This is a genomic window from Bacillus piscicola, assembly GCF_022458745.1.
Lineage (GTDB): Bacteria > Bacillota > Bacilli > Bacillales > Marinococcaceae > Alteribacillus_A > Alteribacillus_A piscicola.
On sequence record NZ_JAJJJF010000002.1, the window covers coordinates 447,313 to 471,006 of the forward strand.

The window sequence follows — 23,694 nt, forward strand, 5'->3', positions numbered from 1 at the left end:
TTCCATTTATGTAGCGCATTCTTTATGGGACCATCCATTTTCTATGAAGTCATGTATTCCATCATAAACGCTTTATGACGTTGTTATTTTTGGTATTTAGTTTTTTTATGACATCAACGCCCCACTATGACGTCGTTGTTTGTGCGAGGAGTAATTTTTACAGCATCATTCATCCTCTATGGTGTTGTTATTTTGCCGACTGTGCTTTTTCATGACGTCATATCGTTCCTATGACGTCGTTGTTTTCTCGGGAGTATTTTTTCAGGGCTTCATACATGCTTTATGACGTCCCTATTTTCCTGCAAGCCGTTTTTCAAGGCTTCATACGCGCTCTATGGTGTCGTTATTTTCCTGAATACGCGCTTTCATGATGGCATCTGTTCATCCCTTTCCTGCACTTGGTCTTTTAGATAGCTGGAGGGATGAACGAGACAGTTCTTACAAATTTTTCACCGCACTGCGTAAATGCTTCTGCTGGCTTGGCCGCCACGTCCTTTTTCGATACCCGTGTTCCGTGAATGTGAACAGTTAGTGTTTCTGTTAACGGGAAGGGAGTTAACATAATATTTTTATCCGATACAAATTGTGGGTATATGAACTCGTTTTCCAAAAAATCAAACTGATACTGAAATCCGTTTCGGAACCAGCTCACCTCTTCTTCTTTTTGAACGCCCGGTACATTCATGCAGGCATATAACGAAAGATCATCGCAGAATTGGAGGATATCTAAATGAGTGGCTGCTTGTGACATATCGTCGAGTTCCTGCTTCATCTGTTGCTGTCGTTTGCTTTCCTCTGCTAAAAACTGCTTTCCTTCTGCAGTCGTACTGGACGTAAAAAAAGAAGCATAATGAAGGCTTGAGAGCAGGCCGCTGTACAGGTGTATGTCCGTGGTCTCCTGAATGCCGCGCCGGTACGCATTCAACTTTTCTGTTTCGGGATAGTTTGTGAAGGCGTACGGCATGTTTGTCTCTTCATTTAGAATCGGATTTTTATCAAGTGGAATCCAAGCCCGGTCATGTTCGCGGATTGCGGTCAGAAGCGGTTGCCACTTAGGATGATGCTTCCTTGTGTCGTCAGCCAAAACGGTTCCTATCTCGAATGCTATCCGAGCGTGTTCGTGTTGAGGAATTAACTCCATATTAGAGCCTCTATCGTTCACAATCACTCTTTACCCCTCCATCCACCTGTTGGAATAAGATCGGACCTCATGAAACAAGACCGAACTTCTCCATTTGTACCGCTGTGCTTACGGTGTTTCCCCTGGAGATGTTCGGCCCTGCACGTTTTAAATCAGAAAGTTAAAAAGGCTTTCTTCTTTGTTTATTTCGTGATAGCGAAATCCTTTTTTATGGAAACGGTCAATCAGTGGATGGTAATCTTTGCTGTCGGCAAGCTCAATTCCGACAAGTGCTGGACCGTTCGGTTTGTTATTTTTTTTGTTATACTCGAACCTTGTAATATCATCATTTGGCCCAAGAACTTCATGAAGAAATTCACGCAGAGCCCCGGCCCGCTGCGGAAATTCAATGATAAAGTAATACTGGAGCCCTTCGTAGCGGAGCGATTTTTCCCGCATCTCTTCCATACGGCCGATGTCATTGTTGCCGCCGCTTACGACACAAACGATTGTTTTTCCTTTAATGTCATCTTTAAAGAAATCCAGTGCGGAGATCGACATTGCCCCTGCCGGTTCCGCAACCAGGGCGTTTTCGTTATAAAGCTGTAAAATGGTCGTACAAATTTTCCCTTCCGGAACTAACGAAATATCGTCGACTGTCGTCTGGCAGATCTCAAACGGGATATCCCCAACCCTCTTCACGGCAGCACCATCAACAAACTTATCGATGTTCTCCAGTTCGACAAGTTCATTTTTATCGAGGGATACTTTCATACTTGGGGCTCCCGCCGGTTCGGTTCCAATGATTTTTGTATGAGGTGAGATCGACTTAATGTATGTCGAAACCCCGGAGATTAGCCCGCCGCCGCCGATCGCACAAAAGACGTAATCAATCGGCTCTTCAATGTCATTCATAATTTCCATTCCGACCGTACCTTGTCCGGCGATGACCTTTTCGTTGTTAAACGGGTGGATGAATGCCATGTCATGCTCCTCGCAGTAGGACATGGCTTCTTTGTAAGAATCGTCAAATGTATCGCCTGTGAGGACAACATCTACATACTCCTTGCCAAACAGCTTGACTTGCCCTACTTTCTGTCGCGGCGTCGTGGTTGGCATAAAAATTTTGCCCTTAACTTGGAGTGCCCGACAAGAGTATGCCACTCCTTGCGCGTGGTTACCTGCGCTTGCACAAACAACCCCGTTTTCCATCTGGGCTTTTGGCAGGCTGTGCATTAAATGATAAGCCCCTCTTAGTTTAAAAGAACGAACGACTTGTAAATCCTCTCTTTTTAAATAAATATTCGCATCGTATCGTTCAGATAACACTTGATTTTTCTGGAGGGGCGTGTGGGTAACAACATCTTTTAAAGTTTGGTTGGCAATAATGATATCTTCAATATGGACTTTCGGCATGTTTCATTATCCTTTCCATTTCACACTGCTGTCTAAAAACCTTGTCTATTATAACATAATGTGGGTATTATTCTCGATGAGTGTGAACAATAACGACGAACAATTGCTAAAATGATTGGCAGAATATATAATAAGAACGGATGAAAGATTCATCAGAATAGCATTTATGTTACATACTATCATACTAAAAAGAGGTGGTTTTGAAATGAACAAATGGACGGCAGCGTTTTTCACTATGCTTGCAGCTTTATTTATTCCAGCAAACGCCTATGCAGCCGAAATGACATGGAGCGATGCAGAACCGATGTTTATCACCGTTTTAACGATCATTTCCGTTGTAGCACTCGTATACTTTATTTATTCCATGATACGAAACGTTTAACATGAAAAACGATTGAGCGTGAGCCATATGGTTGTTAAAAGCCTTTCTGAGTACTACGGTAATTCAGAAAGGCTTTTTTTTGATGTTTAACGAATACACATTTGGTAAAATAACCATAGATGGACCTGACAAAGTTAAGGAAGCAGGGAGGAATTTCGATGAGTGATAGGTTAAAAAAAGGGTTCTTTTTAGGCCTTGGTGTAGCTGCTTATGGCAAGGAGAAGATTCAACAGTATGTGGATGATCTTGTCACAAAAGGGAAACTAACGCCGCGTGAAGCAGAAGAATGGAAAAATGACCTTATGCAGAAGGGCCAAGACACGGAGAAAGAATGGACAGAGCAAACAAAAAATAAAATGCAGCAATCGTTTAAAGAAATGGGCTTGGCAACGGAACAGGACTTGAAACGTTTGGAAGAGAAGCTGCAAGCGATCGAACAAAAGTTAACCGAGAAAGAAGAGGAAGGCTAATCTCATCACATTTTTAAAATATGGTTGCATAAGGAAGGAATAGACATGGCACTTACTCGAAGCTTGAAACATGCCAATCGTTATCGAAAAATAGCTGCCACCCTTGCCAGGCATGGATTTGGCTACATCCTGCAGGAAGTCGGCTTGTTTCATATCTTATCGTTGCCTAAACGTCTGGCTGCCGACAGTAAGGAGTCTGACTTGTATTCGATAGGCAAACGCATGAGGCGTGTGATTGAGGAGCTGGGCCCTACATTTGTCAAGCTTGGACAATTAATTAGTACCCGGAAAGACATTTTTCCACCCGCCATTATTCAAGAATTGGAAAAATTGCAAGATGAGGTGGAGCCTTTCCCATTTAAGGAAGCGCAGCAGATCATTGAAAGTGACCTTAACGGCTCTTTATCTGACCTTTTTCTCGAATTCGAGGAAACGCCTATGGCCGCAGCTTCCATTGGCCAAGTACACAAAGCAACGCTTCATGACGGCCGAGAAGTTGCTGTCAAAGTTTCAAGGCCGCATATAAAAGAAATAGTGGAGAAAGATATTGATATAATGCGAGACCTTGCGAAATTATTGACACAGCGATTTCATTGGGCGCGCTACTACCGTCTTCAGGATATTATTGAGGAATACGCTGACGCTATTCGTGATGAAGTAGATTATTTCACGGAAGCCCGCAATACGGAAAAAATGCGCAACATCATGAAAGATCACCCTCACATTGAGATTCCTGAAATAATGGAAGAATACTGCAGCCGCCGTGTACTTACGATGTCCTTTTTACAGGGCATTAAGTTAAATGAATTACGCTCGAGCGAAAAAACATTCCACAGGGAAACACTTGCTCGTACCCTGACGGATGCTTTCCTGCATCAAGTACTGATACACGGATTTTTCCATAGCGATCCTCATCCAGGTAACATCATCTTCATTGACGAGGACACCGCATCGTTTATTGACTTTGGCCAGATTGGCCGCTTAAATAAGACGATGCGCAAGCAATTTGTCGATTATGTAATTGCGATGACGAAACAACAACCATTGCAAGTCGCAAGGACTATCTACGAAATGGCTGATATCCCCGAGTCCATCGATCATGATCAATTCGTGGAGGATGTGGAGTTCCTTTTACTTAAATATTATGACCGGCCTCTTCACGACGTCCGTTTCGGTGAAGCAATCAATGACGTTTTTTTCACGGCGCACCGATATGATATACAAATTTATAAAGAATACACGATGCTCGCGAAAGCGATGATCACTCTTGAGAGCATTGTCGAATTTCTCGATCCGGATTTAAGCATTATCGAGGTGGCGGAGCCGTACGGAAAGATGCTGGCAAAAGAACGATTAAACCCCGCCTCCACCCTGAAGGAGTGGCTGAGCAAGGGAAAACAACAAAAAGAATATTTATTTGACCTCCCTCGTGAACTACGAAATGCCCTCGTGAAGTTAAATAAAAGCCACGTTGGGGTTGAGATGAAAATTCCGAAGATCGATATCTTTCTTAATAAACTCGACCGGATTAGCAACCGGCTTTCGTTCAGCATTATTTTGCTTGCATTCAGTATTATCATGGTTGGTCTCATTATCGGTTCCACGTTCGGCGATGCCTCTTCCCTGCTCGTACGATTGCCGGTTATTGAAGTGAGCTTTATTATCTCTTTTTTTCTGTTTTTGTGGCTTATTTATGCGATCTTTCGGTCAGGAAGGTTTTAATTCATCAGGGAGGAGAACAGTTCGTTGACGTGGGATATTTTAAACATCATCGGGACGATTGCCTTTGCGTTAAGCGGGGTATTCGTTGCGATGGAAGAAAAGTATGATTTAATGGGTGTCTACATCCTTGGGTTTGTCACAGCTTTTGGCGGCGGAGCCGTCCGCAATCTTCTTATTGGTGTTCCGGTCACCACGCTGTGGAACCAAGGAACACTGTTTGTCATCGCCTTTATCATTATGACGATCGCCTTTTTGCTGCCAGCCTCCTGGCTCTTGCATACGTGGTCCAGATGGGGGGTCTTTTTTGATGCGATCGGCTTAGGGGCGTTCGCCGTTCAAGGCGCCATTTACGCTTTTGAAATGAACTTGCCCTTAAGCGCTTCGATTGCCGCCGCAGCGCTTACCGGTACGGGCGGAGGAATGATCCGTGATCTTCTAGCCGGGAGAAAGCCACTTTTTTTAAAACACGAAGTCTATATTGCTTGGACGACGCTTGCAGGTATATTCGTCGGTACCGGCTGGATCCATTCGATGGCAGGCTATCTTATCATCCTCGCCTTAATTGTGATGTGCCGCATGCTCTCCGTTCATTACCAATGGAGACTACCGCGCCGCCATTTAAAAAGGAACTAACGACAGAAAACTCGAGCGCATCCTTGCGTTCGAGTTTTTATTGGTACTATTCTTCTTTTTCAACCGGGAGATCATCATAAGACGACCAGTCACTCCAACTTCCCACGTAGAGACGGGCATTGTCATACCCTGCTTCTTGGAGCCCGAGAATATTCACACAGGCCGTCACTCCTGACCCGCAATACGAGATCACTTCTTTTTCGTCCAGTAACGGGCGGAAATGTTCTTGTAGCGAGGATTGGCTTTTCCACCTGCCCTCTTCATCCAAGACATGTTTCCAAAAATAATGGGATGCGCCCGGTATGTGGCCGGCTTTTCTGTCTATTCTTTCCGACTTCCCGGCGAAGCGTTCATAATCACGCGCGTCAATAAGAGCAACAGAATCTTCATGGAGCGCAAGTTTCACTTCTTCCAGTGGTGCTTTTAAGTTGGGTACGATATCTACATCAAACCGCTTTTCTTCTATTGACGGAATGTCGGTCGCAACTGGCCGGTCTTCCTTTCGCCAGTGGGAAAAAGGTCTGTCAAGTACATATACGTCCTCATGCCCAACGTACCGAAGCATCCACCAAAACCTCGCCGCCATCATCCCGCCTTGATTATCATACGCCACGACTTTTGTATGCTGATCAATTCCTGATTTGCCGAGTTTCTCAGCAAAAACATCTATATCAGGTAACGGATGGCGGCCGCCGTATGTGTCCTTTTCACCCGACAAATCCTTCTCCAGATCAACATACACAGCCCCCGGAATATGAGCCTCCTCATACTCTTGTCTGCCTCTTTGCGAATCGTTTAAATAGAAGCTACAGTCTGCAATCCGAATGTTTTCATCATTCCCTAAGTGCTCTTCCAGCCATTGTGCTGTTACGATATTGCTCATCCGTTTCCCCTCTTTTCACGACGTTTATTACTCTATTCCCTGGTTAAGGCGTTTTCAATCCCGCTCATAATATAGTCAATGGATTGAATCATTTCCCGAAAGCGCTTTTTTTTCGTGTCTGGTTGAAAAGCCAGTATCGAAGAAATTAATAAGTTTTCATGTGTGTCATCAATTTGCTTGAGATAAAAATACTGCGGCTTTTCTTCGACAACCCACTCTTCCGCCAGCGGCTTCCACTCATCTGCCGTGTCTTTTACCTTATCTGCAAACGGTTTTACTTCCTCATAGAAGTCAGGTGCGTCTTCCTCATTTTCGGACAGACGGATAAAAACCGCTAATGCCTCTTGATTAAGAGCTTGCAGTTCCTTTGTCTTTTCGTAGAGCAAATGTTTGTCCAACGTATTCTCCCCCTGTTCCTATGCCCTATCTTAACAGCGGAAGGTACGGCAATCAAACCGAAAAGATGCTGGCCAAAAAGTGTTTCTCTTTTTTGGAAGCCTTATCTCTACCTTCGTCAGCTGCTTTCTGACTTTGTTCTTCAAATGCCTCCAGTCGTTCTTCTATCTGTTGCAGTCGTTTATTAATTCTTCTAATCTCCTGCCGTTGTTCGAGCATTTGAAAGCCGATAATGTCATCCGCTTTATTGGTCATCATTTTTTCAAGCATTTTTAATTTCTCTTCCGTGTTCTCAAGGCGGTTAAGCATGACTTGGGTAGAAATGGGTTGTTCTTTCCTGTCCAGATTGTTTTCCATTGTATTGTTGCCCTGATCAGCTATGCCTTGGAAAGCTTCCAGTTGGTCTTCCGCAAAAAAATAGTGGCCGCTCTTGTTAATGGTGTACGGAATCTCATACTTCTTTGTCCACTTTAAAACCGTTCCGGGGGAAACCTCAAACCGTTCGGCTACCTCTTTTGTTTTGTACCACACCTTATCCATCTGCCATCTTCCTCCTTTGGAAAATAGGTGACTTCTGTTTCCCAAATTATTTCGGCAGGAAGATGGAAATGCCTTCACACTTGACAGAACTAGTGAGCATTCGATGAAGAAACAACCTAAATACTTTTCTTCAACAATATAGAGAGAAATTGCTCGTGATCTGCCGCTTCTGTCGATTCCTAACAAAAACCCGGCAACACAGTGCCGGGAACCTATTCTTTAATTATTGTCACTTTCTTCTGTATTTTCATGTAAGCGCTGGGCCACCGTTTCTGGCTGAATGGCCGACAGCAGAACATGATCACTATCCGCTAAAATAATGCTGCGCGTCTTTCTTCCATTTGTGACATCAATTAACATCTTTCTCTCACGCGCTTCTTGAACTAACCGTTTTGTCGGTGCAGAATCTGAACTGACAATGGAAATGATCCGGTCTGGGATCATCATATTGCCAAATCCAAGATTAATCGGCTTACTACTCATTATCTTTCCACCATCCCCTCTTCTGTTTATATTCTAACATAAGAGCCTGGAACGCTGTCCATCGTTCCCTTGCTAGTTCTTTTATACTGTTCTTTCCAACTGGTTGATATGCTATTATATAGAGATGTCAAATGCTATAATTCTCCCTAAACAAAGGTAACGATAAAAGTATAGGGTACAGATGGAGGTCGTAAACATGACGCTGCGTTATCCAGGAGGCAAAAAATATGTCTCCCCTTCAAAGCAAGCTAATCAATCTACAAACATGTTTGCCAATAGGGGAATGTCACTGGAGGAAGATCTGAATGCGACAAACCAATTTTATATAGAGACAGGACGCGCTGTTATTCACAAAAAACCTACCCCTGTGCAAGTCGTCCACGTAGATTATCCGCGTCGGAGCGCTGCCAAAATTACAGAGGCTTACTTTAAGCAACCTTCGACAACCGACTATAATGGAATTTACCGTGGAAAGTATATCGATTTTGAAGCAAAAGAAACGAAAAATAAAACGTCATTCCCGTTTGGCAACATTCACAGCCATCAAGTAGAACACATGCAGTCTGTCTTACAGCATGGCGGTATTGCCTTTCTGATCATTCGTTTTTCCCTGTCCAATGAAACGTATCTGTATGATGCCGCTGCTTTTATTACGTGGTATTTTGAACAGTCAAAACGAAAATCAATCCCGAAAAGTATCATCGAAAACGATGGTCACGTCATCCGCAGTGGCTTGACGCCGCGCCTTGATTATTTATCGGCAGTGGATCAGCTCTTGTAACCTTCGTAAAGTCGCATCGTCTAATGATTTGATCGGCTGCATCTAGATAGAAAGGAAGAATTCGATGAGTGATAAATATAAATCGAGACTAGAAAGACGAAAAGCGCAGGAAACGTCTAAACGAAAAAAGCAAGGAAACAAAACGAATAAACCAAAGCGTTCCCGATGGAAGAAAGTTCTTCTTTCCCTCGTGATCGCTGGCCTGCTTTTTATGACAGCAGGTGTCGTTACGGCAGCTGTCATGATCTCGAGTGCCCCTGCACTCGACCCGGATCAACTTGTCTTCTCACAAGCAGCTGAAATTTATGATCAAAATGATGAACAAGTCACCCGCCTGGAATCGAGTGAAAACCGAGATTTAATTGATATTGATAACGTTCCAGAACACGTCAAATCTGCTTTTGTAGCGGTGGAAGACGTCCGTTTCTATGACCATTTCGGTATTGATATCCGTCGATTGTTCGGGGCGCTGGCCGCTAACTTGACGGAAGGTTTCGGGGCAGAAGGTGCGAGCACCATCACCCAGCAAGTTGTAAAGAATGCTTTTTTATCTCAGGACAAAACGATCACAAGAAAGGTTCAAGAGCAATATCTCGCCATCCGGTTGGAGCAGAAGTACAGCAAAAATCAAATACTCGAAATGTACCTGAACTTAATTTATTTTAATAAGGGAGCCTACGGGGTCGGGGAAGCGGCCAGCGTATATTTTAATAAAGACGATGCTTCGGCATTGACGATTGAAGATGCCGCCCTGCTCGCAGCGATTCCGAGACGTCCGAGCTATTATGATCCGACGATTAATCCGGAAGCTTCCCAAAAACGCCGGGACACGATCATTACTCTTATGTCGGAGCACGGCTTTATTTCAGCCGAAGACGCTGAACAAGCGAAAAGCGTTGCCGTAGAAGACCAAATTGATTACAATCCTCCCGATGAAAAAGTAGTCTATGACTCTTTTATTACACAAGTTCAGCAGGAGCTGGAGGAAGTTGACGGCATCACAACATCCGACCTTTATTCAGCCGGATTGAAGATTTATACAACCCTTGACACAAGCGCCCAGGACTTCGCAGAACAAGTGATCCAAATGAATGATTATATCAACTATTATCCAGAAAGTGAAGACTTCCAAGTTGGATTCACACTGCTTGATACAGAAACAGGGGCTATTAAAGCGATGGTCGGCAACCGCCAAAGCCAGGACATTGCTCGAGGAATGAATTACGCTGCTCGTTCTGCGGCATCGCCTGGTTCGTCGATAAAGCCTGTACTTGATTACGGTCCTGCTATCGAGTACAACAAATGGTCCACCTATCATCAGATTGAAGATGCGCCGCACACGTACTCGAACGGAACGCCGATTCGCAACTATACCGGCACGTATTCCGGAAATGTCAGTATGAGAGAAGCACTCGTGCGCTCGCTGAACATTCCGGCAGTGAAAGCCTTGCAAGAAACGGGTCGTGATCGTGCCGGGGATTTTGCAAGAGGGTTAGGACTGCCGATTGAGGAAGTATATGAAGCCTATGCGTTAGGCGGTTTGACTAACGGAGTTGCGAGCCTTGATATGGCCGGCGCCTTTGCTGCTTTTGGCAACGGTGGTACGTACAACAAACCGTATACCGTGCGCAAAGTTGAATTTCCTGACGGCCGGGTTATGGATTTTGAACCGAAGTCCCATAAAGCAATGGAAGATTATACAGCTTATATGATTACAGACATGTTAAAAGACGTCGTGACTGATCCACGCGGAACAGGGCGGGCAGTAAACATACCAGGACTGCCGCTTGCCGGCAAAACCGGTACCACGAACTTTACGGAGGAAGAGCACCGTAAATTCAACATTCCACCCGGCGGAGATCCAGACGTGTGGTTTACCGGCTATACGCCGAAGTACACAGCTTCCGTCTGGTCCGGCTTCAGCGGAGACCGTGGGAAAAATTATCTAATTAACAACCAAAGTAATATTTCAAAAGAAGTGTTCCGCTTAATTATGAGCCACGTCTCGGAGGGAGTCGATACTCCCGATTTTGTGAAACCTGACTCGGTTGTAGAAATTGCATTAGAGCGCGGAACCGGCAAACGGGCTAGTTCTTATACGCCGGCGAGTGAAATTATTAGGGAACTATTCGTGAAAGGTACCGGTCCAGAAACGGTCTCAACGGAATATACTCCATCTGAAGAAGAAACATCATCCGAAATTACCGGATTGCAAGGTAATTACGACAAAGAAGGAGATGCGATCCAGCTGAGTTGGAATTATGAAGGAGAGGAAGCAGCTGAGGTTACCTTCCAGATTGAACACAAAGTTGCTGACGGATCGTACGAAACACTTGGAACACAAGCCGGTATGGCATTCACTCTATCAGCTCCTGAAAAAGGAACCACTCATCACTTTAGAGTAACTGTTAGGGGTGGCGAGGAAAGCGCGACTGCCGAAACACAAGTAAACGTACCTGGCCAGGATGAAGATGAGGACGACGAAGAAGAAGATACAGACGAAGACACAGATGAAGATGAGATCGATGACGACAATAACCCAGGCGAGAATCCTTCCCCTGGAAACGGTGGGGGAAACAATGAAAATGGCCAGAACCCCTCCCCTGGTAATGGCCAAGATAACGGCGGGTCGGATAACAATGGGAACAATAACGGAAACAACGGAAGCAATGGTGATGGCAATAACAACAACAATGGGAATGGTAACGCTCCCCCTAATGGGCCTGATCGAGACAACGAAGGGAACGTCTCCCAAAACAACGTAGATGAATCCGAAAATGACTAGACGAAAGAAGCTATCCCGGAAATTTAATTCCGGGATGGCTTCTTTTTATATTATGCTCGTGAATGTCAACCTAAAAACCAGACCACTTTCCTCACTACTGGGAATAGAAAACGATATGGCGCCGTGAAAAACTATCAATAGAAAAATATCGACCCCATTGCGGGGGGATGACGTCGTGAAATTTCGCAAGCGTTGAAATAGCGACGCCATACGGACTGAATGGGGCTATGAATTTGCGTTGGGCGGAAAATAACGACACCATTGCGGGGGTATGACGCATTGAAAATCCGCAGGCGCAGAAAATAGCGACACCATAACCATACATAGAAAAAAGAGCATGGAATCTTCCATGCTCTTTTTTCTGTAACTCTACTTCTATTACTGTAAATACGTGAATTCTTCTTCCAGTTCGGCTGATCTTGCTGGGTCAAACATCCATTTCGCTTTTTCCAGCTCGCGGTCGGCTTCTTTGTGAAGGGAGTCGCGGCCGGACTGGGTCACTGCTTCCAAATAAGTCTGTAGAGTCTGGAATGCGGTGGCTTCAAATTCGGTGACGAGTCGCCGTGCCTCTTTACGCGTTTCTTCGACAAATGCTTCTTTCAAGGAAGCGGATCTATTATTCTCAAAGAAATCCTTGCTTGATTTATAATATTGGAGGAATTTCTCTTTATGAAACGACACATCGTCAAAGGTTTTCCATTGGTCCTGCAACTCTAGTTGAAAGGTTGGCGGGATAATAATCAATTCCTCTTGCTGCTCTTTTTGTAAAAAATCCTCTGTATAGGCGTGCAGTTCTTGTTTGATTCGTTCTTCAATCCGAATAAAAATCGTTTCTTGCTCCTGGGATATATATTGCCGTGTAAATCCTTCTAATTCCTGGAGCGCTCCCCGTAGTTCTTGCTTCTGCTTATTTTTCGTTGTTCCTGTTAGTACAGCCGGATTAATAGCATGGGCGAAGTAATCCTGAACCATGAAGCCCGTTCTTTCGATTAAGAAAGAACATTGCTGCTGAATTTCTTCCTCCAAAGCAGGAAGCAAATACGATACATCAAATGAATCGAGACGCTCGGTGAAAGTTGCTGCTGCTTGTTGTTTCGCCTGAAGATGAGCCTCAAGTTTCTGTTTGTCCCCTTGAAGTGTATCAAGCATCTCTTTCATTTGATTGTACATATTCTCCCAACAGAAACGGATCTTGTTCAAATGAAAGGCTTTTAATTCATCCCAGGTCGTCCGTGAAAAATATTCTTCAAAGTTTAAAAACAACTGGCCTGTCTCTGACGGGGCTTCTCCAGTTGTTTGCTTTGCTTTCAATCCTTCTTTACTTGAAAGCGCAAATAAGCGCGGCTCTTTAATACCGTTTTTCTGGAGTTGTTCTCGGACATGCTGCTTCACGCCGTTACGCTCATAAGGCGTGTCAGCAAGATCAGCTGCATTAATTACAAAAAATAGTTTATCTGTTTCAAAGTTTTCATTGGCGCGACCAATCTGTTGTAAAAAGACTTGATCCGCTTTTGAGAAGGCGTGATTGTAGTACGTTAGGTAGAAAATAGCGTCAGATTGCCGCAAATGTTCAAAAGCAACATTCGTGTGACGACCGTGTATCGAATTCACCCCTGGTGTATCAATCAGCTCCAAGCCTTTTTCTGTCCATTCGCAGTCATAATAAACGACAACTTCCTGGATCATACAAGCCTTTTCTTCCGCTGCGACCCATTCTTTCAACTTTTCTAATGTTAATTGAATTTCCGCGTCTCTTTCAGCAATGTTTTGTCGCAAGCTTTGCTGCAGCGTATACAAATAATCCGCATAGGTACGCTGATAGTTATTTAAATGGGCGGAATTTGGTTTTTTCCATGCCTCAATCTTGGCTAAATCAAGGGAGATTCCGAGTTCACGTGCGGCTGCTTTAATCTCGTCATCCAAAAATTTCTCCGTTTTCGTATGAATGATAACAGATCCATGTGGATTGTCGCTGTCACTTTTTCGGATCCGGTTTACGGCAGCCGTTGTCGGGTGCGGGGAGACCGGAAGCACGGAATCTCCTAACATCGCGTTAATAAAGCTTGACTTTCCGGCACTAAAAGCTCCGAATAACGAGATGACAGCATTATTGTTTTCATACTGCTTTACTAATGAGGTTAGTTGATTTTTTTCAGCGGTGAAAATCTCTCTGCCATCGAAACGGTCCAGATAGTCACGAACATTTTCCAAAAACGAATCATCAATCACAACCTCTTTTTCAGGAAGTGCCTCCATGTCATTTTCGGCGGCGATAACACTTTCGTTTTCTTGCGTGATTACGATAGTTTCGCTTGAGTCGCCCGGGTAACTGCCGGAAGCGGCCTCACGCAGCAAATTTGTGAAATCCGCTGACTGCTCATGTGTCTGCAGCCATTCCTCGGAGCGACGGATATCTTCGTCATATTGTTCTTCGGTGGCCCGCCAGTTTTCCCATGCTTTCAATAGACTTTCCGAGTCTTTTTGTTTCTCTTCTAACTCAGCTGCTCTTTCTTGAAAAGCGCGGGCAATACTCGTTTCATATTCCTGAAATAAGTCCTCTGTCTCCCTCTTCAAGTGGCGGATAATCTCTTTGCTTACATTTTCTGTAAAAGTAAAAACAAAGTGGCGGTCAATTTCGGAATCCGGTGCGAACTCCTTCAATAAGTCTTCGTCCACTGCGTACGAGACAGCCTTTACTTTTTTCTCATAGTCAGCCGGGTCTTGCAAAAATGCGTTGTCCGCCTGCATCAGCATATTCCTTACATGGAATAAAAGCTGGGTTTTTATTTTATCATTTAATTCGTCGAGCAAATCTGTCGTCCTTTTTTGCTGTTCTGCTTTTGTCTTTCCTTTCGCAAAAAAGGTACCGACTTTGAATTTAGGCTGTTGGCTTTCGAGCCATAGCCGCGCTTTTTCTGTTGTTGTGTAAGGAAACAATATCGCATTTTGAAACAACTGATCCCGTTCTTTGTATAAATCTTGAACCGCCCGCTTCTTATCACTGTCCATATTTTCTAATTCTTGGTTCCACGTCTCTCTTTGTTTCACATCATCCGGGTCAATGCCGGCCGCTTTCGTATCTTGCTGCCATTCTTCATACGCTTCATTTTTTTCCTCGGTCAGCTTATCTACTAAGTGTAAGACCGTCCCTTCTTCCAGCCGCTTTAAGCTGTCTTCCCGTAAAGGACTACTGTTATAAATTAATGATTTCAAGTAACTTTCTAGTTTCTCATACTGATTAAAAGGATGGTCTGATTTTTTCATTGAAGTAAAAAATACTTCAAGCGGCTTAATTCCAAAGTTTACGAGCATGCTGCGAACAGCATTTTCGAACGATTGGAGGGTTAATTCTTTTTCATCGTGCTTATCAATTTGGTTAATGACGAGTATGATTGGTTTGTTTTCATTGGCAAGCTGTTTCAGAAATTCAATATTCGTTTCTGATTGGACGTGATTATAGTCTGATACGTAGACAATAAGGTCTGTTGTTAAAAGCTGATCCATCGTAACGAGTTGATGGTTTTCATCCGTGGAATCGACTCCCGGTGTATCTAAAATTTTGCTGTGGTCACCCAAAAACGGTAAAGGTGCCTGGATTTGGATGGCGCGGACAGCTTCCCCATCCATACCCCATTTTTTAGCCTCTCCCCACGGGATCTCTTCTTCCCATACTTCTGTAACACCGTCTTGTTTGACCACTTCTAATTGAACGGGCCCGTTCTGAATGGAGATAATATTGGCACTTGTTGGTATCGGGCTCGTTGGTAATACCTCATTGCCGAGCAAACGATTTAAAAGCGTTGATTTCCCCGCTGAAAAATGCCCACAGAAAGCGACCTCAAAATATGGATCCTCTGCTTTTTTCTCTAAAACACGAAGCCGTTTTTCATCTTCTTCAAAAAACGGTAGTGCTTGTAAGGATGAAGATAGCGTCGGTTTTGTTCGTACATGTCCCATGTGTTTCCCTCTCTTTTTCTGTTTGACAGTTTTTCCTTTATTGGTTCCCGTCATCTTACCGGATCTGCCTGTCTTTTTTTCATTCGTTTTTTGCCTTCTCGGCACATATCAAGCAGCGGACAAGTTGGACACTGCGGCGCCTGCGCTTTACAGTGGTAGCGGCCGAAAAAGATTAAGCGATGATGGGTAACTGCCCACTCTTCTTTCGGTACCTTTTTCATTAGTGTGTCTTCCACTTGCCGAACGTTGTCTTTCCAGCGGCAGATGCCGAGCCGTTTCGACACCCGTTCCACATGAGTATCTACCGCAATCGCAGGAGTCCCAAATGCTACCGAGGCTACAACATTCGCTGTTTTTCGTCCGACCCCTGCTAAATCCATTAATTCTTCCCTCGTCTTCGGCACTTCTCCGTTATGTTGGTCAATTAAGGATTGCGAGAGCTTTTTAATATTTTTTGCCTTGTTTCGAAACAAACCGATGGAACGGATATCCTGTTCGATTTCTTCGAGTGGGGCTTCAGCATATTCAGCTGGTGTTTTGTATTTTTCAAATAAACGAGGGGTTACTTTGTTGACAAGCGCATCGGTACACTGTGCGGATAAGACAACCGCAATAAGAAGCTCGAAAGCATTTGCATGCGTCAGCTCACATTCGGCGTCTGGGAACATTTCCCCTATAATCTGAAGTGCCTCATGCACTTGTTTGTTTGTCAGCATATCTCGGTTTCTCCTTCACTACGATTCATCAAGCCAATTAATATTCGGATATTTAGGGACCTGCTCATCAGCAGGCCGGTTCGCACGTTGGTAACGGCGGAATTTCTCACTATACGACTTGGCATCTTTGGACGAACGGACCCCATTTTTCTTCCACTCATGTAAAATTCGATCGATATAGCGCATATTCACTTTCCCTGACAGCACGGCTTCGCGCAATGCCATTTCGACCATTTCCGGGTGGTAGTGGTCCTGATCAAGCCAAACGGTAATCGTTTCACACTCCATCGGTGAGAGCGGCCGCGCAAATTCCTGTTCAAACATATCAAACAGTCTGCCGTCTGCGTTGGCTTCTTCTTGCGGCTCTGATTTTGTAAATACCTCACGTACGATCTGTTCGTATAACGGGCCGAGTGAGTAAGTTTCATACATGACATGTTCATCCTGCTCTTGTTTCATTTCTAAAAAATTATTTTTAATGAGTTCACGCAGCAAATCAGAACAATCCCCTTCTGAAATGGACATCCGTTCTGCAAGCTCCGCTGGAGTCGGGAATGGCTGATTATCGTCTATAAAACGGTTGATATGGAGGAGCAGCATCATCTCTGTCTCTTTTAAACCTATTTTAGCATAAAAATCAAGCAACAGTTTAGGAATAGAACTGTGGCCGTATTGGATGAGTGTCACGGCTTGCGCATGCTCCATCTATTCATTCCCCTTTCCTTCAATCCCTCTGATCGGCTGTTAACATGGAACAGCCCCGAGAACACGAAGGAACTCCTGCCGACGATGCAGAAGCCCCCTTTTGAAAATATTCTCCTGACATTCATTTCTTTCGCCCCGCTCAGCTGTTGGAACGGCTCGTAATAAAGTGCTCCATTCGTTCCACTGCTTTTTCTAGCAAGTCCAACGAAGTGGCATACGAAAGGCGGATATTGTCGGGTGATCCAAAACCGCTGCCTGGCACAACCGCAACCTTTTCCTCTTCTAGCAGGCCGGCTACCCAGTCATCTGCTGATGCATAACCGCAATTCGTTACGGCTTCTTTCACGTTCGGGAACAGATAAAACGCGCCTTTCGGTTTCACACACGTGACGCCGGGAATTTTTACGAGCTTCTCGTAAATTTTGTTCAGCCTCTCTTCAAAAGCTTCACGCATGTTTTCAACCGATCCATCGTCATCCGTGTAGGCCGCCATTGCGCCGTATTGGGAACTTGTCGTCGGATTGGACGTGGAATGACTGGCGAGGCTTGTCATGGCCTTGATTAACTCCTTGTTTCCAGCTGCGTAGCCGATGCGCCAGCCAGTCATTGAATGTGATTTCGATACCCCGTTTATAATCACCGTCTGTTCCTTTAGCTTTTCCGAAACTTCCGCAACGGAATAGTGTTGAGCGCCGCCGTAGGTAAGTTTTTCGTAGATTTCATCGGAAACGATCAACAGATTATGCTCAAGCGCTGCTTCCCCGATCGCTTGCAGTTCTTCTTTCGTGTACATGCTTCCTGTCGGATTACTCGGTGAGTTAAGAATGACAGCCTTTGTCCGCTCTGTAACCGCGGCTTTCAATTGTTCCGGTGTTATTTTGAAGTCATTTTCCTCACAGCCTTCTACGTAAACAGGATTCCCGCCAGCAAGTTTGACTTGTTCAGGGTAGCTTACCCAATAAGGAGTTGGGATAATCACTTCGTCTCCTTCATCAAGCAGGGCCTGAAATAATGTATACAGCGCATGTTTCGCTCCCGTGCAGACAACGATTTCTTCACGGGTGTAATCAAGCTTTTGATCCTCTTTAAATTTGCCTATAATCGCATCTTTTAATCCCGGCAGTCCACCAGAAGGAGTGTATTTCGTGTGTCCTTCCCGCATGGAAGCTTCAGCTGCTTCTATTATGTATGCCGGGGTATTGAAATCTGGTTCACCAGCCCCAAGGCCAATCACATCGTGCCCTTCTTCTTTTAGCGCTTTCGCCTTCGCTGTAATTGCAAGCGTCGGGGAAGGGGCGAGCGTTGATACTCGTTTTGACAACTTCATAGATTGCTTCCTCCTCGGTTTATCACTAAATTTATTACACTCATAGTCGTACATTATGCTAAGTTTAGTAAAGCAGCCCCACAATTTCAAGGTTGTTTTCTCTTCATTTCCACGCTCTCCTGCCATCCTTGCGAGCGAAAAGCGACCTATCAGGTTCATATTCAGGATTGCTTGAGGCTATAGCGTTTAATGAAGGTGCCGTCTTCCATCCTCATGTAGTAGTAATGGAGCCGCCCGTCTTTTTCAAATGTTATTTCGTAAAGAGGTTCATTTTTTTCGATACCAGGGGTGATACTTCTTACTTTTTTCAGTTTGAAGCGGTTCTTCACGATGGCAGCTGCTTCTTCAGGGGGGAGTGTGCTTTTTTTTCCCAGTTTCTTTACTACGTTGCCGTTCACGACAAAAAGCCATACGCGGTTCTCATTGTCGAGCACGGCGTCCCCTGTATAAACTGCTTCTTCCCCGTAATAATACGATACATCATGCACAGCCTGAACGTCTTCCTCCTGAAGCATGACTGCTTCTGCCTCGTTCAGTTCTTCGGCAAGTGTCGATCTTGCTGTCAAATAAATGATAACCGCTCCGGCTATGAACAGTAGGATTAAAAAACCTGCAATCCCGATCAGCCAACGTCTCATTCCCTTTCTTCCTTTCTATCCCTTTTCGAGGCTTCCTTTCCCTTCTGCTGCCTCAAGTTAAAAAATCGGCTATTTCATCCAGGATGACATCGACCGGTTCATGGATGACTGGCAATGCAGGGAGTGATTCGGTAAAATGGCTGCCGTAACTTGACTGGATCAGCCGTTTATCAAGCACGACCACAACACCTTTATCGTTATCATGGCGGATCAGCCTGCCAAATCCTTGCTTGAAGCGTAAAACAGCCTGTGGGAGTGACACCTCGTAAAAAGGTGACCCTCCTTGAGTACGCACCTGTTCCATTCTGGCATTCTCAACAGGATCCCGTGGCGGCGAGAAAGGGAGCCTGACAATAATGAGACAACTTAAATCCTCCCCGGGAATATCAATCCCTTCCCAAAAGGCACTTGTGCCAAGTAAAATTGCGTTATCATGTTGTTTAAAAGATTTCATCAATCTGGAGCGGCTCCCGGAGTTCACGCCTTGGGCAATAATGGTAAAGTTACTCGCCTCGTCCCATTTTTTTAATTGGTAATACGCCTTTTTTAACATATGAAAGGAAGTGAACAGAACAAGCATCTTCCCTTCCGTAATAGAGGCTCCGTGATAAATAAATTCTGCCGTTTCTTTAATAAATGCTTTTTCGTCATCTTTTATGGCGGTAATATCTTCGGGAACAAGCAATTTTACTTTATTCGCGTAATCGTACGGAGAAGGACAGCGCAGTGTGCGGGGGCCGAAGTCAACGAGGCCCCACTTATTCATCACATATTCAAACGAACCCCTGACCGTAAGTGCCGCCGATGTCAGCACGACACTACGTTTTTTGGCGAAAAACTGGTCAGCCAAAAGTTCAGAGACATCCGCAGGACGCGCGTACAAGTAAGCGGCATTGGCGGCTCCCTTCACATCTGTTTCCATCCAGTAAACCGTGTTGTCGTCTTTCTCTGTCAATAAAGTGAATAACGTGTGGCACGCAGCACGGGCTTCAAGAACTGCCGCATGAAAATCTTGCAGCAGCTGTTTCGCTTGTTTCGTTGGTTCTACTTCCTGGAGATAATCGTAAAAGGACAGCCAGGCTTGTTCTTCTTCATCCAATAACAGCTGCACCCGCCTTACAGTCTCTTCAATGGTAACCCAATAAGAGGAACCAGCTGCGCCCGGCTGGTACGAAACCATCAGCCGTCCTACGTCGGTCCGGCTGTTTTCGTTCTTCTCCCGGCAATACTGCGAAAGCATGCGAAATAACTCGTCCGTTTCATATTTAAGGAGAGCAAAATGATCGAGACGACGTTGATACCAGGCAGGAGAAAAATGCTGTATGTTCGTCTGTTCATACATCGTCAACAGTGAAAAATAACCCGTTTTATCGACGATACCGAGCCGGTTTAGTACTTGATTTACCTGAAAGTAATCTAATTTAGACCCTAAATGATTCGAAGCCAATTCATCAAGGTGGTGCGCCTCATCGATAATCACATATTTTGATGAAGGCAAGATGTGTTGGTCACTGCGGATGTCGGTAAATAACAGGGCGTGGTTCGTAATAATGACATCTGCTTGGCCTGCTTTTTCTCTGGCACGATGATAATACTCATGGTGAAGCCAGTTTCGGGATGATTCTGCGTATACCGTTTCATCACTTTTTACTTTTTCCCAAAAACTGCTGCCTGTTCCTCCGGCCAAATTGATCTCTTCCACATCTCCTGTTTCCGTTTCCAGCATCCAAACTAAGCATTGCGACAGCGCCAGTGTCTCTTCATATGTAGCGGGAGCCATGCTTAATACTTGCTTTAGTTTACGAAGGCACAAGTAATTGCTGCGCCCTTTCATTAAGACAGATCGAAAAGAAAACGGCAGGACTTTCTTTAATAACGGTATCTCTTGATGCATCAGCTGTTCCTGCAGCGCAATCGTATGGGTGGAGACGATCACCTGATTGTTCGTTTCAAGAGCAAAACGAAGTGCAGGTACAAGGTATGATAACGTCTTCCCGCTTCCTGTTCCTGCTTCGAGTAGTACGTGTTCGTGATTGACGAGTGCCTCTTTCACCGCATTCGCCATTTCCTGTTGGCCGTCCCTCACTTCAAATTTTTCCCAGTTAGCAGCAAGCAGGCCTTTTTCCTCAAAAAAAATCCCTTCTTCGGGCCACAGCTCCCGATTTTCAGCGTCCGGTTGTCCCGTCTCTGCTCTAACAGCCAAGCCGTTAAAAACTTCAATACCAGTCTCCTCATTAATCAACTCGTCTGATTTTTTCCCCTGGTACAAGCTCTGTAAAATCGTATATACGTCGCTTTCGAAGCCCTTTGATAAAGAAAGGAGTGACTGTAACGTAGTAGCTGGCAAATCAGCTAATTTTTTTGAGAGCATAAGCCATAGATCTGCTGTTACGAGCGCGTCACTATCGGCTTGATGAGGACGGTCATGCGAAATGTCGAGCCATGCGGCCAATTGATTTAATTGATAACCCGGTGCTGACGGGAAAAGGATGCGCGTGCATTCCACAGTATCAATGACCGGGCCGGCAAATGAAGGAAAGCCCGCTCGTTTCAGCTCTTCGTTGATAAATGACAGATCAAACGGCACATTGTGGGCGACAAAGTAAGCTCCCTCGAGCATCTCCAACAGCTGCGGAGCTATCTGTTTAAAGGGAGGGGCATCCTTGACATCTTCCTCTGTAATGCCTGTTAATTGTTGAATAAAAACCGGGATATCATGAAACGGCTGCACGAACGTGGAGAATGTATCCACGATACGATCACCTTCCACAACAACCGCTCCAATTTGAATGATTTTATCTCCTTTTTTTGGAGCGTTACCAGTAGTTTCTGTATCGATAACAACAAACTTTTCCACTTTCCATCCCGGCCTTTCTAAAAATCCTTGCTGCCGATTCTATGTATTCGTTTTATCCTAATTATCGCAATGCTGCCCCTTAAGCAGCCGGCAATCACAGTTGCAATTATGCAAACTCCTATTGGGACAGCGTGTCTGTTAGTTACGGTCGAGAATGATGTTGTCGATTAAGCGTGCTTTCGCGAACTTCAGGGCGGCGGCGATGATAATGCGCTTGCTGTTGTTGTCGACTTTTTCAAGTAATGGAAAGGTAAGAATCTCCGCATAATCAACGAGTGCAGAGGTATGGTCGGTCAAAAAAGCGCGCATGTCATTCGCCAATTTTGCATAATCTGTGTTGCCGTTCTCGATTTCACAGGCTGTCTGTTGGAGGCTCTTATAAAGATAAGGAGCCTCCTGCCGTTCTTTCTTCGTTAAGTTTACATTCCGGGAACTGAGGGCAAGGCCATCTTTTTCGCGAACGGTGGCAACCGGCACGATCGTCACCGGAATATTTAAATCATGAACCATATTATCAATGACCGCCACTTGCTGGGCGTCCTTCTCCCCAAAATAAGCACGGTCCGGCTGAATGATCTGGAACAACTTCAACACGACAGTGGCGACGCCGTCGAAATGTCCCGGACGCGAACTGCCGCAAAGCACATCTGTCCCTTCTGTTACTACAACCTTTGTGCGCAGCTTGCGCGGGTACATTTCCTCTACTGTCGGGATAAATAAAATATCGACTCCTTGTTCGTCCGCCTGCTGTTGATCACTCAGAAGAGTACGCGGATACGAATCCAAGTCTTCATCGGGCCCAAATTGAATAGGGTTCACAAAGATACTGGCAACTGTCACGTCATTGTCCTGCCGTGCTTTCTGCATCAAAGCAAGATGCCCTTCGTGAAGCGCCCCCATCGTCGGCACGAGACCAATGGATTGATTCTGCTTTCTTTCCGCTCTTAGCACCGAACGGAGCTCAGCCACAGTTTTGACAACTTTCATTCCGGCTTCATACCTCCGTAAAGACTATCGGCGGTTTCTTCGTCCATTTTAAAAATATGGCGCTCTTCCGGAAAAACCGACTCTTTTACTTCGCCGACATACGTCTCAAGTGCATGTACAATTGTTTCTTGAATGTTCGCGTATTGTTTCGCAAACTTAGGAACAAATCCGTCTGTATATCCGACAGCATCATGAAAGACGAGCACTTGGCCGTCTGTTTTTCCGCCTGCGCCGATGCCGATAACCGGAATCGTTAATAAAGAACTGATATGAGCTGCCAGCTGCCAAGGTACACATTCAAGGACGAGTGCAAAAGCCCCCTGCTTCTCCGCTTCTTGTGACTCCCTTACTAACCGTTCCGCCTCTTCTTTTGTTTTCCCTTGGACCTTATAGCCGCCGATCACGCCCACCGACTGTGGAGTCAAGCCGAGATGCGCCATTACCGGAACACCAGCTTCTGTCAACAGGCCAATAATCGAAAGCATGCGGCCGCCGCCCTCGAGTTTGACAGCTTGAACACCGCCCGCCTGCATAAGTTGACGCACGGCAGAAAGGGTCTCACCAATCTCACCGCCGTATGTCAAAAACGGCAGATCGGCAACAGTAAACGTGTCAGGTGCTCCGCGTCTCACTGCTTTTGAGTGCAGTAGCATATCCTCTAACGTAACCGGAATCGTGGAATCATAACCGTGAACGACCATGCCGGCAGAATCTCCAACTAAAATGATATCCATGCCAGCGCGCTCAGCTGCCTTTGCCGACGGCGCGTCGTATGCTGTCATCATGGCAATCGGTTCCTGTTCTTCTTTCATTTTACGAAATGTTGCGGTGCTTTTCATATGTTTCTCCTCCTTTGTTCGGAGAAGATGAAGGAAACGCTCAATCGGTTTCTTCAT

General features: G+C 45.1%; 20 protein-coding genes. 6 read left to right on the forward strand and 14 right to left on the reverse strand.

The genetic code is table 11. The features are described from left to right. Positions 1 to 406: 406 nt before the first annotated feature. On the reverse strand, positions 407 to 1,168 hold the full coding sequence (locus tag LOR49_RS06875) for a DUF3891 family protein (protein ID WP_240375537.1): 762 nt from the start codon (positions 1,166 to 1,168) through the stop codon (positions 407 to 409). 120 nt (positions 1,169 to 1,288) lie between these two features. After that, complete coding sequence (gene ilvA, locus LOR49_RS06880) at positions 1,289 to 2,536, reverse strand: threonine ammonia-lyase IlvA (RefSeq protein WP_240375538.1); 1,248 nt, start codon at positions 2,534 to 2,536, stop codon at positions 1,289 to 1,291. A gap of 205 nt (positions 2,537 to 2,741) precedes the next feature. Here ilvA and LOR49_RS06885 point away from each other — a divergent pair, with 205 nt between their 5' ends. The 4 genes from LOR49_RS06885 (at position 2,742) to LOR49_RS06900 (ending at position 5,743) form a co-directional block, all read left to right on the forward strand. Next, on the forward strand, positions 2,742 to 2,918 hold the full coding sequence (locus LOR49_RS06885) for a hypothetical protein (protein WP_240375539.1): 177 nt from the start codon (positions 2,742 to 2,744) through the stop codon (positions 2,916 to 2,918). 158 nt (positions 2,919 to 3,076) lie between these two features. Continuing rightward, positions 3,077 to 3,388, forward strand: a complete 312-nt coding sequence (locus tag LOR49_RS06890) for a phasin family protein (protein WP_240375540.1) — start codon at positions 3,077 to 3,079, stop codon at positions 3,386 to 3,388. A 45-nt stretch (positions 3,389 to 3,433) separates the two neighbouring features. Continuing rightward, positions 3,434 to 5,110, forward strand: a complete 1,677-nt coding sequence (locus LOR49_RS06895) for an ABC1 kinase family protein (protein WP_240375541.1) — start codon at positions 3,434 to 3,436, stop codon at positions 5,108 to 5,110. Positions 5,111 to 5,134: 24 nt separating this feature from the next. Further along, positions 5,135 to 5,743: a trimeric intracellular cation channel family protein gene (locus LOR49_RS06900; RefSeq protein WP_240375542.1), complete on the forward strand. Its 609-nt coding sequence runs from the start codon at positions 5,135 to 5,137 to the stop codon at positions 5,741 to 5,743. A 46-nt stretch (positions 5,744 to 5,789) separates the two neighbouring features. Here LOR49_RS06900 and LOR49_RS06905 read toward each other — a convergent pair whose 3' ends face one another. From LOR49_RS06905 to LOR49_RS06920, 4 genes are all read right to left on the reverse strand, one after another. Next, complete coding sequence (locus tag LOR49_RS06905) at positions 5,790 to 6,626, reverse strand: sulfurtransferase (RefSeq protein WP_240375543.1); 837 nt, start codon at positions 6,624 to 6,626, stop codon at positions 5,790 to 5,792. A gap of 32 nt (positions 6,627 to 6,658) precedes the next feature. Continuing rightward, positions 6,659 to 7,024 (reverse strand): YppE family protein, encoded by a 366-nt coding sequence (locus LOR49_RS06910; protein ID WP_240375544.1) that lies wholly within the window; start codon positions 7,022 to 7,024, stop codon positions 6,659 to 6,661. A gap of 52 nt (positions 7,025 to 7,076) precedes the next feature. After that, positions 7,077 to 7,562, reverse strand: coding sequence for a helix-turn-helix domain-containing protein (locus tag LOR49_RS06915; RefSeq protein WP_240375546.1), 486 nt, complete (start codon positions 7,560 to 7,562; stop codon positions 7,077 to 7,079). 219 nt (positions 7,563 to 7,781) lie between these two features. After that, positions 7,782 to 8,045, reverse strand: a complete 264-nt coding sequence (locus LOR49_RS06920) for a DUF370 domain-containing protein (RefSeq protein WP_240375548.1) — start codon at positions 8,043 to 8,045, stop codon at positions 7,782 to 7,784. 196 nt (positions 8,046 to 8,241) lie between these two features. Between LOR49_RS06920 and recU the strand changes: the two genes are divergently transcribed. Both recU and LOR49_RS06930 read left to right on the forward strand, forming a co-directional pair. Continuing rightward, the gene (gene recU, locus LOR49_RS06925) at positions 8,242 to 8,826 is read left to right on the forward strand and encodes a Holliday junction resolvase RecU (RefSeq protein WP_240375549.1); all 585 of its coding nucleotides are present in this window, start codon (positions 8,242 to 8,244) and stop codon (positions 8,824 to 8,826) included. Positions 8,827 to 8,890: 64 nt separating this feature from the next. Beyond that, positions 8,891 to 11,611 carry a transglycosylase domain-containing protein gene (locus LOR49_RS06930; RefSeq protein WP_240375550.1) on the forward strand — a complete coding sequence of 907 codons (2,721 nt, stop codon included), beginning with the start codon at positions 8,891 to 8,893 and terminating at the stop codon, positions 11,609 to 11,611. A 378-nt stretch (positions 11,612 to 11,989) separates the two neighbouring features. On the opposite strand, the gene LOR49_RS06935 is transcribed toward LOR49_RS06930, so the two are convergent. The 8 genes from LOR49_RS06935 to panB all read right to left on the reverse strand — a co-directional run bounded on the left by LOR49_RS06935 (position 11,990) and on the right by panB (position 23,637). Continuing rightward, positions 11,990 to 15,568, reverse strand: coding sequence for a dynamin family protein (locus tag LOR49_RS06935; protein ID WP_240375551.1), 3,579 nt, complete (start codon positions 15,566 to 15,568; stop codon positions 11,990 to 11,992). Positions 15,569 to 15,618: 50 nt separating this feature from the next. Then, on the reverse strand, positions 15,619 to 16,284 hold the full coding sequence (gene nth, locus LOR49_RS06940) for an endonuclease III (RefSeq protein ID WP_240375552.1): 666 nt from the start codon (positions 16,282 to 16,284) through the stop codon (positions 15,619 to 15,621). Positions 16,285 to 16,302: 18 nt separating this feature from the next. Continuing rightward, positions 16,303 to 16,989 carry a DnaD domain-containing protein gene (locus LOR49_RS06945; protein WP_240375553.1) on the reverse strand — a complete coding sequence of 229 codons (687 nt, stop codon included), beginning with the start codon at positions 16,987 to 16,989 and terminating at the stop codon, positions 16,303 to 16,305. Between the two features lie 139 nt (positions 16,990 to 17,128). Then, entirely contained in the window at positions 17,129 to 18,316 is a 1,188-nt protein-coding gene (locus tag LOR49_RS06950) for a pyridoxal phosphate-dependent aminotransferase (protein ID WP_240375554.1), read from the reverse strand. 161 nt (positions 18,317 to 18,477) lie between these two features. Next, entirely contained in the window at positions 18,478 to 18,954 is a 477-nt protein-coding gene (locus LOR49_RS06955) for a PepSY domain-containing protein (RefSeq protein WP_240375555.1), read from the reverse strand. Between the two features lie 52 nt (positions 18,955 to 19,006). Beyond that, the gene (dinG, locus tag LOR49_RS06960) at positions 19,007 to 21,811 is read right to left on the reverse strand and encodes an ATP-dependent DNA helicase DinG (protein WP_240375556.1); all 2,805 of its coding nucleotides are present in this window, start codon (positions 21,809 to 21,811) and stop codon (positions 19,007 to 19,009) included. Between the two features lie 138 nt (positions 21,812 to 21,949). Then, a complete protein-coding gene (gene panC / locus LOR49_RS06965) occupies positions 21,950 to 22,798 on the reverse strand; it encodes a pantoate--beta-alanine ligase (protein ID WP_240375558.1) in 849 nt (282 codons plus the stop codon). Beyond that, positions 22,795 to 23,637: a 3-methyl-2-oxobutanoate hydroxymethyltransferase gene (gene panB, locus LOR49_RS06970; RefSeq protein WP_240375560.1), complete on the reverse strand. Its 843-nt coding sequence runs from the start codon at positions 23,635 to 23,637 to the stop codon at positions 22,795 to 22,797. Before panB ends, panC begins: the two co-directional genes overlap by 4 nt. Positions 23,638 to 23,694 lie beyond the last annotated feature (57 nt).